At 76.0% G+C, this 13620-nt stretch carries 14 protein-coding genes; 9 read left to right on the top strand and 5 right to left on the bottom strand.

The genetic code is table 11. The annotated features are described in order from the left end of the window. The first annotated feature begins 37 nt into the window (after positions 1-37). Genes ACWCOM_RS07915 through ACWCOM_RS07930 form a run of 4 tightly spaced genes read left to right on the top strand, consistent with a single transcriptional unit; the run spans position 38 to position 6070 of the window. Entirely contained in the window at positions 38-2734 is a 2697-nt protein-coding gene (locus ACWCOM_RS07915) for a bifunctional acetate--CoA ligase family protein/GNAT family N-acetyltransferase (protein WP_454548199.1), read from the top strand. Between the two features lie 15 nt (positions 2735-2749). After that, the gene (locus ACWCOM_RS07920; protein WP_454548200.1) at positions 2750-4141 is read left to right on the top strand and encodes a serine/threonine-protein kinase; all 1392 of its coding nucleotides are present in this window, start codon (positions 2750-2752) and stop codon (positions 4139-4141) included. A 46-nt stretch (positions 4142-4187) separates the two neighbouring features. Beyond that, entirely contained in the window at positions 4188-4898 is a 711-nt protein-coding gene (locus ACWCOM_RS07925; protein ID WP_454548201.1) for a DUF5998 family protein, read from the top strand. Beyond that, positions 4895-6070: an alkaline phosphatase family protein gene (locus ACWCOM_RS07930; protein WP_454548202.1), complete on the top strand. Its 1176-nt coding sequence runs from the start codon at positions 4895-4897 to the stop codon at positions 6068-6070. The genes ACWCOM_RS07925 and ACWCOM_RS07930 overlap by 4 nt, the downstream gene beginning before the upstream one ends. A 20-nt stretch (positions 6071-6090) precedes the next feature. Here the strand turns inward: ACWCOM_RS07930 and ACWCOM_RS07935 are convergent, their stop codons facing one another. After that, the gene (locus tag ACWCOM_RS07935) at positions 6091-6843 is read right to left on the bottom strand and encodes a hypothetical protein (RefSeq protein WP_454548203.1); all 753 of its coding nucleotides are present in this window, start codon (positions 6841-6843) and stop codon (positions 6091-6093) included. A gap of 175 nt (positions 6844-7018) precedes the next feature. Continuing rightward, positions 7019-8392: a septation protein SepH gene (gene sepH, locus ACWCOM_RS07940; protein WP_454548204.1), complete on the bottom strand. Its 1374-nt coding sequence runs from the start codon at positions 8390-8392 to the stop codon at positions 7019-7021. 299 nt (positions 8393-8691) lie between these two features. Here sepH and ACWCOM_RS07945 point away from each other — a divergent pair, with 299 nt between their 5' ends. Then, positions 8692-8991, top strand: coding sequence for a DUF4193 domain-containing protein (locus ACWCOM_RS07945; protein ID WP_047802547.1), 300 nt, complete (start codon positions 8692-8694; stop codon positions 8989-8991). 89 nt (positions 8992-9080) lie between these two features. On the opposite strand, the gene ACWCOM_RS07950 is transcribed toward ACWCOM_RS07945, so the two are convergent. Continuing rightward, positions 9081-9602, bottom strand: coding sequence for a DUF3093 domain-containing protein (locus ACWCOM_RS07950; RefSeq protein ID WP_454548205.1), 522 nt, complete (start codon positions 9600-9602; stop codon positions 9081-9083). Positions 9603-9713: 111 nt separating this feature from the next. Here ACWCOM_RS07950 and dut point away from each other — a divergent pair, with 111 nt between their 5' ends. The 4 genes from dut (at position 9714) to ACWCOM_RS07970 (ending at position 12112) form a co-directional block, all read left to right on the top strand. Beyond that, positions 9714-10142, top strand: coding sequence for a dUTP diphosphatase (gene dut / locus ACWCOM_RS07955; protein ID WP_454548293.1), 429 nt, complete (start codon positions 9714-9716; stop codon positions 10140-10142). 65 nt (positions 10143-10207) lie between these two features. Further along, on the top strand, positions 10208-10906 hold the full coding sequence (locus tag ACWCOM_RS07960) for a DUF3710 domain-containing protein (protein ID WP_454548206.1): 699 nt from the start codon (positions 10208-10210) through the stop codon (positions 10904-10906). Positions 10907-10909: 3 nt separating this feature from the next. Continuing rightward, entirely contained in the window at positions 10910-11302 is a 393-nt protein-coding gene (locus tag ACWCOM_RS07965; RefSeq protein ID WP_454548207.1) for a hypothetical protein, read from the top strand. A gap of 30 nt (positions 11303-11332) precedes the next feature. Beyond that, positions 11333-12112, top strand: a complete 780-nt coding sequence (locus ACWCOM_RS07970; RefSeq protein ID WP_454548208.1) for a DUF3159 domain-containing protein — start codon at positions 11333-11335, stop codon at positions 12110-12112. A gap of 42 nt (positions 12113-12154) precedes the next feature. Here ACWCOM_RS07970 and ACWCOM_RS07975 read toward each other — a convergent pair whose 3' ends face one another. Beyond that, positions 12155-12838, bottom strand: coding sequence for a potassium channel family protein (locus ACWCOM_RS07975; RefSeq protein WP_454548209.1), 684 nt, complete (start codon positions 12836-12838; stop codon positions 12155-12157). Beyond that, on the bottom strand, positions 12838-13584 hold the full coding sequence (locus ACWCOM_RS07980; RefSeq protein ID WP_454548210.1) for a potassium channel family protein: 747 nt from the start codon (positions 13582-13584) through the stop codon (positions 12838-12840). The genes ACWCOM_RS07975 and ACWCOM_RS07980 overlap by 1 nt, the downstream gene beginning before the upstream one ends. Positions 13585-13620 lie beyond the last annotated feature (36 nt).

Raw genomic sequence — 13620 nt, forward strand, 5'->3', positions numbered from 1 at the left:
CGTTGACGGTGCGGGTTTGTCTACTAGCCTGAAGTCTATGGTTCCAGAGACCGCAGACACGGAAGAGGCCGCCCGGTACCCCGAGTACTGGGAGGCCGACGTGATGCTGCGCGACGGCGCGACGGCGCATCTGCGCCCCATCTCCCCGCAGGACCGCGACGCCCTGCTGGCGTTCCACCAGGCGCAGTCCGAGGACACCATCTACCTGCGGTTCTTCTCCTACAAGCCCACCCTCTCGGCCCGCGAGCTGGACCGGTTCACCCGGGTGGACCACACGGACCGCGTCTGCTTCGTGCTGCTGCTGGCGGAGCAGATCGTCGGGGTGGGCCGCTACGACCGCACGGAGGACCCGCACGACGCCGAGGTCGCGTTCATGATCTCCGACGCCCACCAGGGGCGGGGGATCGGCTCGATCCTCCTGGAGCACCTCGCCGCCGCGGCGCGGGAGAACGGGATCGACCACTTCTCCGCCGAGGTGCTGCCCGAGAACCGGAAGATGCTGCGCGTGTTCGCGGAGGCCGGCTACGAGCTGACCCGTCGCTTCGACGACGGCGTGGTCGTGGTGGGCTTCGACATCGACCCCACGGAGAAGTCGCTGGCCGTGATGGCCGCCCGCGAGCACCGGGCGGAGGCCCGCTCGATCGCCGATCTGGTCACCCCCTCCTCGATCGCGGTCATCGGCGCGTCGCGGGACCCCGGCCACGCCGGGCACGCCCTGGTGGAGCACCTGCTCGCCTCCGGGTTCGCGGGCCGGCTGAGCGGGGTGGGCCCCACGCCGTTCGAGCGGGAGGGCATGGCCCACGCGACCTCGATCGGGGAGGTCCCGGAGCGCGTGGACCTGGCCCTGATCGCGGTGCCGGTGGACCAGGTGGCCGACGTCGTGGACCAGTGCGGCGCGGCGGGGGTGCGCGCCGTGGTCGTGGTCACCGGGGGCTACGCCGAGGCGGGGGCGGAGGGCCGGGCCCGGCAGACCGAGCTCGTGCGCCGCGCCCGCTCCTACGGCATGCGCCTGGTCGGGCCGGCGAGCCTGGGGCTCTACCGCACGGACCCGGAGTGCCGCTTCAACGCCTCCGTGCTGCCCACGGCCCCCCGGCAGGGACCGCTGGGACTGTTCAGCCAGTCCGGGGCGATCGGGATGATGCTCAACGCGGCGGCGCTGCGGCACAACGTGGGCGTGTCCACCTACCTCTCGGCCGGCAACCGCGCGGACGTCTCCGGCAACGACATGATGCAGTACTGGGAGGACGACACCGCGACCCGCGCCTGCGGGCTCTACCTGCAGTCCGTGGGCAACCCCCGCAAGTTCTCCCGCATCGCCCGCCGGCTGTCGCTGAACAAGCCCGTCATCGTGGCCAAGAGCGAGGTCACGGGCCTGCGCCTGCCGCCGGGCCACACCGGGCGCACCACCCAGGCCCCGCCCGGCGCCCTCGACGCGATGTTCCGCCAGGCCGGGGTGATCCGCGCCGACACCAGCGAGCACCTCATGGACGTGGCCGGCATCCTGGCCGGCCAGCCGCTGCCCGCGGGACCCCGCACGGCGCTGGTGTCCAACGCGCTCGCCCTGGGCCAGCTCATGGAGGACCGCTGCACCCAGCTGGGCCTGGAGCCCGCCGTGACCCAGGCGTCGGTGCCCACCGCCGAGGGCGGGGACCGGGCGCTGGAGGCGCTGCGGGCCGCCGTGGGGCGCAGCCTCGGCGCCGAGGGCGTCGACGCCGCCGTGGTCACGCTCATGCCGGTCCCCGGCACCCTGCCGCAGCAGATCGCCGAGACCGTGGGCCGGGTCGGCCGGGAGCACGGCAAGCCGGTGGTCGTCGCCTTCACCGGCAGCACCGAGCCCGGCGCCGCGTCCGTGCTGCACCACGCCGAGGACGGCCTGGACGTGCCGTGCTTCGACTCGCCCGGGGCCGCCCTGCGGGCGCTGGCCAAGGTCGTGGACTACACCCGGTGGCGCGCCCAGGACCAGGGCCGGTTCGCCGAGCCGCAGGGAATCGACGCCGAGGCCGCCGAGACGTTCGTGGAGACGGTGCTGCCCCGCGTCCCCGGCGACGGCCTGCTGGAGCTGGACGCGGACCGGGCGCGCACGCTGCTGGCGACCTACGGCATCGGGCTGCTGCCCAGCGCCCGGTTCACCGATCCGGCGGACGCGCCCGCCGCCGCCGAGCGGCTGGGCTACCCGGTGGCGCTGAAGACCACCGACCCGAACCTCCGCCACCGCCTGGACCTCGGCGGGGTGCAGCTCAACATCCAGGACGGCGAGCAGCTGCGGGCGGCGATCGCGACCATGCACCGGGCCCTGGCCCCCTTCGGGTCCTTCGACCTCGAGGTCCAGTCCATGGCCCCCACGGGCCAGGCCGTGGTGCTGCGCGCCATCGAGGACCCGCTCATCGGCCCCGTGGTCTCCTTCGGGATGGCCGGGGACGCGGTGAACCTCCTGGAGGACTGGGCCCACCGGGTGCCGCCGCTCACCGACATGGACGTGCGGCGGATGGTCCGGGAGCCCAAGGCCTCCCGCAAGCTCTTCGGCCACCAAGGGGTCCCGGCCGCCGACGTGGACCGGCTCGAGGACCTCGTGGCCCGGGTCGCGCTGCTCAAGGACCGGCACCCGGAGATCGCCCGCGTGGAGCTCAACCCGGTGCTGGTCTCCAGCGGCTCCCTCACGGTGCTGGGCGCGTCGGTGGGGATCGGCAACCCGCGGCAGCGGACGGACAGCGCTCGCCGGGCGATGCGCGGCTAGGCGGTCCCGGACCTCGTGGCGGACACCATAGCCGGTCGGTACACCCTCATCGACCCCATCGCGCGCGGCGGCAGCGGCTCCGTGTGGCGGGCGTGGGACGGCCGGCTCCAGCAGCTGTGCGCCGCCAAGGTGCTGCGCCAGCGGGACTCCGCGGACCTGCTGCGCTTCGCCCGGGAGCAGTCCGTGAAACTGGACCACCCGCACGTGCTCGCCCCGTACGGCTGGGCCGCGGAGGACGAGCACGTGGTCATCGCCATGCCCCTGGTCCACGGCGGGACCCTGGAGTCCGCCCTGCAGGACAACGGCGCCGCCTCGGCGGAGCTCACCGAGGAGGTCCTCGCCCAGCTGCTGCGGGCCCTGCAGTTCGTGCACGCCCAGGGCTGGGTGCACCGGGACGTGAAGCCGGGCAACCTCATGCTGGAGAGCAGCGGCACCGGACGGCCCCACGTGTTCCTCTCCGACTTCGGCATCGCCGTGCGCGTGCAGGACGCCCGCCTCACCCGGACGGGCACCGTGGTGGGCACGCCCGGCTACCTGCCGCCGGAGGCCTACGGGCTCGCCGACCCGGCCCCCGCCCAGGACCTCTACGCGGCGGGGATCACCGCGCTGCGGATGCTGGACCCGTCCCTCGAGCCGGAGGGCAGCCTCGGGCCCGCCGACGCCCGCGCGGTCGTGGGGGAGCAGGGCGACCTGGCCGAGCACCTCGCGGCCCTGCTCACCCCCGACCCGGCGCTGCGCCGGGACGCCGCGGTGGCCGTGCTGGACACCCTCACCGCGCGTGCCGCCACCCGCACGTTCGACCCGGCGCTCACCCGCGACGGCGAGCCCTTCGAGATCTTCGACGTCCTCGACCCGCTGCCGGAGCCCTGGGCCACCCGCGTGCGCGAGGGCTGGGCGGGCCCGGAGGGATCGTCGGGCGGCGCCCCCGCCACCGGCGACGAGGCGTGGGGTGCCGCGGGCGGGGCCGGGGACGAGGGGCCCGACACCGTCGCCTCGGGCGCCGCGACCCCGGACGGCCCCACCCCCGGCGGCTCCGGCGCGGGGACCGGCCGGGGCGGCGGCGCACGGTCCGCCAGGCCGGCCGGTGCCGCCGTGCCGACGACGGAGACCCTGGCCGCCCCGCCGGCCCCGCCGGACCCCGCCCCGCCCAGGCGCCGGCGGGGCGGGGCGCTCGCCGGCCTGCTCCTGGGCCTCGCGGGCCTGACGGCGCTGCTCGTCGGGTTCCTGCTGCTGGACCCCCTGGGCTCCGCCCGGCAGGCACCCGGGCCCGGGGCCACCACCTCGCCGACTCCCAGCCCGGCGCCGCCCTCGAGCCCGGCGCCGACGCCGTCGGGCCCCGTGCAGCTCGAACAGGTCTGCGAGGACATCGGCGGGGGCCAGCAGGAGTGCTACTTCCGGGTGCCCTGAGCGGCCGTGTTGGGCGCGGGCGCGGGCGTGGGGGAAAATGGCCCCCATGACGTATTCAGGTGAGCGCGGCCAGCGGCTGGTCGAGGACATCAACAAGGCCGGCTTCTACCCGCAGCTGGTGATCGACGTGGTCCAGGACTCGCTGGACGGCCGGTCCCCGGTCTCCCACCTCGTGCAGCTCGAGACGCACATCGACCGGACCGAGGTGCACCGGCACATCACCGTGCTGGTCCTGGCCGAGGACGTCCTGCACGTCACGCACGTGGACGACGAGGAGTTCGACGAGGGCGGCCGCGACGTGGTGGCCCGGGTCTCGACCGAGACGGTGGGGATCTCCCAGATCCGCTCCGTCACGCTCAGCTATTCGTACTACCAGCCGGCCAACTACCGCCCGGACAGCCCCATCTCCGAGGTGACCCTCGCGATCGCGTGGACCGGGACCCTGCACGTGGACCTGGCCCCGGCCCTGTGCGACGACCCGCAGTGCCAGGCCGACCACGGCTACACCGGCACGGCCGCGCGCGAGGACATCGTGCTGCGGATCAGCGCCGAGGCGGACGGCCCCGCCGCCGTCGAGGGGGCCCGGGAGTTCGCGCGCACGCTGCGCCGGGCCAACCTCTCCCCGCTCACCGACGGCGCCCAGATCGCCCAGCCCGCGCACGGGCGCGTGCCCGCCCCGCGGCGTGGTCCCACCGCGATCCCGCGCCCGCGCTTCACCGACCGGTTCACCGGCCGGGACGGCGGCCCCGCCCGATGAGGGCGGTCGAGGAGATCCTGCCCGGACTGCCCGGGGACCTGCCGCAGCCGCCGCGCTACGGGCGGCGCACGATCGCGGAGGTCATGTCCTCGGCCGCCGCGTCCCTGGGCGTGCCGGGCTTCGAGGACGTGCTGGGGCTGCCCACCGCCCGTCGCGTCGTCGTCGTCCTCGCGGACGGGCTCGGGCGCGCCCAGCTGCGGGCCCGTGCGGGGCACGCCCCCACGCTCGCCGGGGCCAGGAGCCTGGCCACCCTGGACGCCGCGTTCCCCACGACCACCGCGTCCTCCCTCGCGTCCCTGGGCACCGGCGCCGCACCGGGGGCGCACGGGCTCGTGGGCTACGACGTGCTGGACCCGGACCGGGACACGGTCGTCAACCAGCTCGGCGGCTGGGACGCCGCCGTGGACCCGCGCGCCTGGCAGCCGTTGCCCACGGTGCTGGAGCGCGCCGCCGAGCACGTCGACGTGGTGACCGTCAGCCGGCACAAGTTCGCCGACTCGGGGCTCACCAACGCCGCGCTGCGCGGGGGCCGGTTCGTGGCCGCCGAGGGTCCCGCGGCGCGCGTGAGCGCCGCGCTGGACCAGCTGGCCGCCGGGCGGGACGCCCTCATGTACTTCTACTGGGACGACCTCGACCGGACCGGGCACGCCCGGGGCTGGGAGTCCTGGGAGTGGACGGCCCAGCTGGAGGAGCTCGACGCGTCCCTGCGCCGGTTCGTCGCCCGGGTGCCGGCCGGGACCACCGTCCTGGTGACCGGCGACCACGGCATGGTCGACGTGCCGCCGGACGCCCGGGTCGACGTCTCCGGGGTGCCCGGGCTGCTCCACGGCGTCCGGCACACGGCCGGGGAGCCGCGGACGGTGCAGCTGCACCTCGAGCCGGACGCGACGGCGGACGACGTGCGGGCGCTCGTGGCGGCCTGGCGGGAGCGCTTCGGCTCCCGGGTGTGGCTGTTCTCCCGCGAGGCGGCCCTCGAGGCCGGCTACTTCGGGCCCCCCGGTCTGGTGCGCGATGCCGTGCGCGCCCGCATCGGCGACGTCCTGGTTGCGGCCAAGGACCCCCTGGCGCTGTTCGACCTGCGCCGGAGCCGTCCCAGCGTCCTCTCCATGGTGGGCCAGCACGGCTCGCTCACCCGGGCCGAGCGGGAGGTGCCGCTGCTGCGGCTGAGCTGAACGGGGACGCGGCCGCCCGGTCAGGGGGTGGCCGCGGGCTCCTCCTCGGAGATCTCCGGGGTGGCCTCCGCGGCCTCCTCCTCGCCGGCGGCGGTCCCGTCCTCGCCCGCGGTGGCCGGCCCCGCCAACGGTTCCGCGTCGGCCTCCTCGCCGGTCTCCTCCTCGCCGTCGGGCACGGGGCTGCCGGTGCTCGGCGCCGGGGTCCCGGCCGGGCTCGGGGTCGGGGGGACGGGGGCGGGCACGACCGGGGCGGGGTCGGCCTGCGCGGGGACCACCGGGGCGGGAGCCACCGGAGCGGGGACCACCGGGGCCGGTGCCACCGGGGCCGGGGCGACGGGCGCGGGGGCCGCCGGCTGCGGCTCGACGGGGGCGACCGGGGCCACTGGCTCGACGGGCTGCGGCGCCGGCTCCCCGGACGGGCTGGGCGCGGGCGTGCGGGTCCGGGACCGGGTGGGCGTCGGGGAGGGCGTGCGCGACGGCGTGGGCGTGGCGGTGGGCGTGCGGCTCACGGAGGGAGCCGGGACGAACTGCGCCTCCCGGCCGGCCCCGAACAGGTCGCGTCCCACGCCACCGAGATAGAGGGCGCCGACGCCGGCCAGCACCACCAGGACCACCGCGCCGAGCACGAGCCCGGCCACGACCCGGCCGGGCCCGGAGCCCCGGGCCGGTCCGGCCGGCGCCTCGGTCCCGCTCCGGTCGGCGGGCGCCGACGCCCCGGCGGCGCCGTCGCGCTCGTCCTCGCCGAACAGATCGTCCTCGATCGAATTGCCCATGACCTGCTGCCCCTGACGTGGTTGCGTGCGTCCGGGCCGCGCTCGGGGCGGGACGCACGCAGGACGGGGGAGCGCGCGGGCCCGCGGGAACGGCGCGGACCGGCCCCTGCTGCGTGCACTCTATCCCGTGGCCGTCCCGGTGCGCCGCAGGCCGGCGCGCGCCGGGGCGGGGAACTCAGTCGGCGGAGCTGCCGAAGACGATCTCGTCCCAGCTGGGCACGGAGGAGCGCGCGGAGCGGCGCGCCTTGGCCGTGCGGTTGCGCGGCCGGGGCCGCTCGGGCGCGGCGTCCTCGCCGCCGGAGGACTCGGTGCCCGCGTCCTCGGCGCCGTCGGACGCGGGGCCGCCGGCCGGTGCCTCCGGGGCGGGGTCGGACGGCCGGGGCGCGGCGACCGGGCCGGGGACGTCCTGCGCCGGGACGGCCTGCTCCGGGGAGCCCTGTTCCGGGGAGTCCTGGTGCGCGGGCCGGTGCGCCGCCGGGCCCTGCGCGGGCGCGTCCTGGACGGCGGGGTTCTGGACGGCCGTGTCCGGCTCCGCGGTGCGGGGGGCGGCGGTGCCCTCGAGGGCGGCCGGTGCCGTGCCGGGACCGGCCGCCGGTGCGCCGCCGTCCGCGGCCGTGTCCTGGGGGTCCGTGTCCTGCGGAGCCGGGGGAGCGTCGGGGAACCGGGTGGCGGGCTGGAAGGGCCGGTCGAAGACCGGGGTGTCCTCCGGCGCGGCCAGCGGGCGGGGACGCCGCTCGACGTGTCCCATGCCGCGGCCCAGCAGCTCGGCCAGGGCATCGTCGCCCTCCACGTCCTCGCCGATGCGCTGACCGCGCCGGGCCTGCAGCACGTCCAGCAGGTCGTCGGCCTCCACGGCCGAGCGGCGCAGCTGCGTCAGCTCCGGGTCGAGCCCGCCGTCGAGGACGCCCAGGCCGGTCCCGAGCGGCGTGTCGGGGGCGCCGGCCTCGGTGAGGGCCTCCGCCCAGGGGTTGGCCGGGCGCACGCTCTGGTTCGCCGGGTTGTAGAGCCACTCGGCCTGCGGCTCGTCATGGGTGGGGGCGGCCCCGGGATCGGACACGGAGAAGCGGGCGACCACGGTCCACAGGTGGTCCTCGCGCTGCCAGGAGTCCCACTCGAGCGACGAGGGGTCCACGCCCAGGTCCCCGGCCCGGTGGGCCACGGCGCGGCCCAGGGTCAGCGGCTCGCCCTCGAAGACGGAGTGGTAGCCCCGGTGGGCGGAGCGGTCCTCGATCTCGACCTTCTGCGCCTCGGCGGCGACGTGGGCGCGCTCGGCGAGGATCGGCCACTCGTAGCGGCGGACGCGGGCGGCCTCCCAGCCGCTCTCGGCCACGATCTCCTCGACCGTGGCCCCGGCACGGAACCGGGCCTGGATCTCGCGCGGACCGAACTGGCCCGTGCCCCGGGAGCGCGTGCCGGCGAGGCGCCGGGCGCGCTGGACGGCCAGGCGCAGCTCCTGGTCGATCCGCAGCAGGCGGCGGGTGCCCGTCTCGTCCTCGACGACCAGGTGCTCACCGTCGTCGTGCACACCTGCCAGGCGCAACTGCTCCATGCTGTCATTCCTCCGGGTGGTTCTCGGGTGCGCTCGCGGTCGTCGAGCGGGGACTGCGCGGCGGGGCCGGCGGCCGCGGCCGTGCTGCGGGTGCGGCCCTGCCGCCCCATCCTACTGGCCGCCGCACGGCGGTCGCCGGACGCCGTCCGGGAACCGTTCCGAGCGCGTGTTCCCGGGCAGGAGGACGGTTGGATTTTTGCCCTCACATGGTGAACAATCTACGCGATACAGAGCCCGGCGGGCGGCGCGGCAGCCGTCCCGGAGCTCGCCCCGGACCCATCTTGGAGCGAAGACCGACTATGGCCACTGATTACGACGCGCCGCGCAAGCAGGACGACGAGCTCAAGGAGGACTCGATCGAGGAGCTGCAGACGCGTCGCAGCGACCCGCAGTCGGGCAGCGTCGACGAGGACGAGGCGGCGGCAGCCGAGAGCTTCGAGCTGCCGGGTGCGGACCTCTCCAACGAGGAGCTCTCCGTGGTGGTGCTGCCGGCCCAGGAGGACGAGTTCACCTGCGGCTCGTGCTTCCTGGTGCGCCACCGGTCCCAGGTCGCCGAGGAGAAGAACGGCGTGAAGTACTGCATCGAGTGCGTGGGCTGAGCCCCGCACCCGCCCGACCGCCCGAGAACCGCAGGAGCCCCGCCGCGACGCACGTCGCGGCGGGGCTCCTCTCGTTCGGGGCGCGGGGCTCACACCGGCTGGGACAGCACCTCCACGATCCGCTCGGGGTGCCGCGTCGACGTCAGCCAGTACGGGGTGGGATCCACGGGGTCGGTGATGCGGATCCGCACCACCGGGCCCACGGACGCCCGGAAGTTCATGAACGCGCGGCCGTCGAGCTCGGGCCCGCGCACGCGACGCACCTCGTCCCCGCGGAAGGCCTCGGCGGCACCGACGAAGCGGCGCTCGATCCGGGCCCGGCCCACCTGGAGGAACTCGTCGGTGATCACGATGGAGCTCGTGGAGGCGACCATCGCCGCGGCGGTGCCGCCCGCGACCACGAGGGCGGCGAGCCCGGCCACCCAGAGGTTGATGGGCGCGAGCGACACGAGGGCGACCAGCCCGGTGAAGAGGACGAGGAGCCACATCCACCACGCGGCGGTGAGCTTCTCCTCGTAGAGGACCCGCGCCCCGGGGGCGCCGGCGGGGGACGGGCGGGCGGCGCGGGGGTCGTCGGACGGGGACGCGCTGGAGGAAGCAGGGTGGGACATGGGTCAAGGTTCTCACGACCGCGGGCACGGTGCGGCGCGTTAGAGTGGGGCACTGTGAACGACCAGTCGACAGGCCACCGGCCTTCCCCGGGCCCCGGGCGCCCGCTCAGCATCGCGCTGCAGGCCCTCGACCCGGAGCTCCCCCTGCCCGTGTACGCGAAGGCCGGCGACGCCGGCGCGGACCTGCGCTCGCGCGCCGACGTGACCCTCGGCCCCGGTGAGCGCGCCCTGGTGCCCACGGGCGTGGCGATCGCGCTGCCCGAGGGCTACGCCGGGTTCGTCCACCCGCGCTCGGGTCTCGCCGCCCGCCACGGCATCACGGTGGTCAACGCCCCCGGCACGGTGGACGCCGGCTACCGCGGGGAGATCATGGTGACGCTGCTCAACACGGACCGGGACGAGCCCTTCCGGGTCAGCCGCGGGGACCGCATCGCCCAGCTCGTGGTGCAGCGCGTGGAGCAGGCCGTCTTCGAGGTCGTCGACGCCCTGCCGGGGTCCGAACGCGGCGGGACGGGCTTCGGCTCCAGCGGCACCGCCTGACCCCGAGCCGACCCCAGAGCTGACGCCACGAGCCGGCACGCGTGCCGGCGGAGGAGAACGAGAACATGTTCGGTCGCAAGAAGAAGAAGCCGGCGGCGCAGGACGCCCCGGAGCAGCCGCTGGACGCCCCCGAGGAGCAGCCGGCACCGTCCCGGGAGCCGCAGGGGCCGCTGGACGTGTCCCAGCTCGAGGACCGGGACGGCTACCTCGACCTGGGGGCGCTGCTCGTGCGCCCCCGGCAGGGGCTGGGAGTGCGCCTGGAGGTCGACGAGCGGACCCAGCGCCCGCGTGCGGTGGCGCTCGACCTCGCCGGCGGTTCCGTGCAGGTCCAGGCCTTCGCCGCGCCCCGCTCCGAGGGGCTGTGGGAGGAGGTCCGCCGCGAGCTCGTCCAGTCCCTGCGCGAAGGCAGCGGGGAGCCCACGGTGGAGGAGGGGCCCTTCGGGCTCCAGGTGCTCACCCGCTTCCCCGCCACGGCCTCGGACGGGACCCGCGGGTTCCGCCTCGCGCGCTTTGTCGGCATCGACGGGCCCCGCTGGTTCGTGCGCGCGGTGTTCACCGGCACCGCCGCGGTGGCGGCCGAGTCCGCCGCCCTCGAGGAGGTCGTGCGCGAGCTCGTCGTGGTGCGCGGCGACCGTCCCATGCCCCCGCGGGAGCTGCTGCCGCTGACCGTGCCGGAGGGCGCCGTCCGGGCGCCGGCCCCGACGCCGGAGCCCGGGCCCGTGGCCCCGCCGCGGCGCGGCCCCGAGATCACCGAGATCGGCTGAGCCGTGGGGCACGTGCAGCTCGGCTCGCTCCGGGCGGGATCGGCGACCGGGGCGATCGACGTGGTGACCGAGGCCCCCGTATGCGCCGGGGACCTCGACCCGGCGGCCGCCGGCGGCCGGCACCGCGTGATGGCCACCGGCCAGGTGCTCGAGGTGACCGTGCCTCCGGTGACCGGGGTGCAGAACTACACGGCGCTGCTGGCGCCGGAGTGCGCGCCGGAGCCGGGCGCCGCGGAGCCGGGGCCGCTGCTGCTCGTGTGGCAGGGCCAGCGCAGCGTGCCGGGCGTGACCGCCGGGACGCGGCTGCGCTGCGTGGGGGTCGTGAGCTTCCGCGACGGCCGCCCCACCATGTTCAACCCGCGCTACGAGATCGTCGCCAAGCAGGTCAGCAGATAGGACGGAACAGCACATGTGGCAGGTCGACCGATGACGCGTCCCGGGGAGCCGGACGGGACGGCGGGTCCCGCCCCGCGCCGCGCCGGGGTGGAGGACTCGATGGCCGCCTACGCGGCCCGCTCCGGGATGCGGCGCAAGGACAACGGGCAGCTCGACGTGCTGCACGCCGTCGGGGGCTGGCGGGGCCTGGCCGAGACGATCCTGCCGGGCTTCGTCTTCCTGGCCGTGCTCCTGGTGGGCGACGCCCTGGGCGTGGCCCTGCTCGCGTCCCTCGGCACCGCGGCCGCGTTCACGGTGCTGCGCCTGGTCCGGCGCCAGAGCCTGGTCCAGGCGGTCTCCGGCGTGGTGGGCGTGGGCGTGTGCGCGCTGTTCGCCCGGGCCACCGGCGAGGCCCTGGACTACTACGTCCCCGGGTTCTGGATCAACACGGTCTCCTTCGCGGGCCTGGGCGTCTCGCTGCTCGCGGGCTGGCCGCTGCTCGGGGTGTTCTACGGCTACATCCGGGGGGAGGGCACCGAGTGGCGTGCCGTCCCGGTGCGCCGGCGCGCCTACCGGGTGGCCACGGTCATGCTCATGGCCATGTTCGCGGCCCGGCTCCTGGTGCAGGTGCCGCTGTACCTCGCGGAGAACCTCACCGGGCTGGGCGTGGCCCGGCTGGTCATGGGCGTGCCCCTGTACGCGCTGACCCTCTGGCTGGCGTGGCTGGTTTCCCGGCCGCCGGAGGAGATCGCCGCCGAGCAGGACGCCGGGCAGGACGGCACCGGGCGGGACGGCACGGAGCAGGACACCGGGCGGGACGGCACGGCGTAGGACACCGGGCGGGACGGCGCCGGCCGAGCCGCCCGGCCCGGCTCAGCCCTCCGGCGGCTCGTGCCGGTCGGCGGTCGTGAACATCGCGCGCAGCTGACCCTCGCCCGCGGCGGTGGAGACGAAGAACAGCTGGTCGGCGCCCTCCAGGACGTCGTCGCCGGAGGGGGTGATGGGCACGCCGTCGCGCAGGATCGCCACCAGCGTCACGTCCGGGGGCCACGGCACCTGGGAGACCATCGAGGCGATGACCGGGTGCTCGTGCGGGACGGTGTAGGCGGAGAGGGTCGCCCCGCCCGTCTGGAGGGTCAGCAGCCGCACCACGTCGCCCACCTCCACGGCCTCCTCCACGAGCGCGGTCATCAGCCGCGGCGTGGAGACGGCCACGTCCACGCCCCACGCGTCGTCGAAGAGCCATTCGTTCTTGGGGTTGTTCACCCGGCCCACCGTGCGGGGCACCCCGAACTCGCTGCGCGCCAGCAGGGACACCACCAGGTTCGCCTTGTCGTCGCCCGTGGCCGCGACGACGACGTCGGTCTCCTCCAGCCCGCCCTCACGCAGCGTGGAGAGCTCGCAGGCGTCCCCGATGATCCACTGGGCGCCGCGCAGGTCGGAGCGCCCGATCACCTCGGGCTTCTCGTCGAAGATCACCACCTCGTGGTGGTGGGAGAGCAGCTCCCGGGCGATCGAGGCCCCCACGGCGCCCGCGCCCACCACGACCACGCGCATCAGCTGCCCCCCGGGTAGGCGCGGTCGGAGCCGGACGCGTCCTCGGCGTCGCGGCGCAGGGAGTCGGCGAGGTCCAGGACGTCCGGGTCCGGCGGGCGCGAGAGGATGCGCGCGACCGCCTCCACCTCGCCCGTGCGCATCATGGCGTGCACCACGTCCCCCTGCTGGTAGCTGGTGTCCGGGCCGGGCAGGACGCCCTCCCCGAAGCGGGTCACGAAGGCCACGCGCACGCCGGCGGCCTCCTCGATCGCCTCCAGGTGCAGACCCGACCACGAGTCGTCGAGGGACAGCTCGCCCAGCTGCAGCCGTCCCGAGGCCTCCCGGAAGTCGGCGGTGATGGACTGCTCGGGCAGGATCCGGCGCAGCGCCTGGTCCGCGCTCCAGCGCACGGCGGCGACCGTGGGGATGCCCAGGCGCTGGTAGAACTCCGCGCGGGAGGGGTCGTAGATGCGGGCGACCACGTGGCGGACCTTGAAGGTCTCGCGCGCCACCCGCGCGGCGATGATGTTGGAGTTGTCCCCGCTGGAGACGGCCGCGAACGCGTAGGCCTCCTCGATCCCGGCCCGGCGCAGCACCTCGCGGTCGAAGCCCAGCCCGGTGACCTTCCGGCCCTCGAAGGACTTGCGCAGCCGGCGGAAGGCGCGGTCGTCCTGGTCGATCACCGCCACGGTGTGCCCGGAGTCCTCCAGGGTGTGCGCGACCATGACGCCGACGCGCCCCACTCCCATGATCACGAAATGCGCCATGCCCTCAGCCTAGGCCACGCGGGGCGGCGCACCCGC

This window comes from Kocuria sp. KH4, from assembly GCF_053711175.1.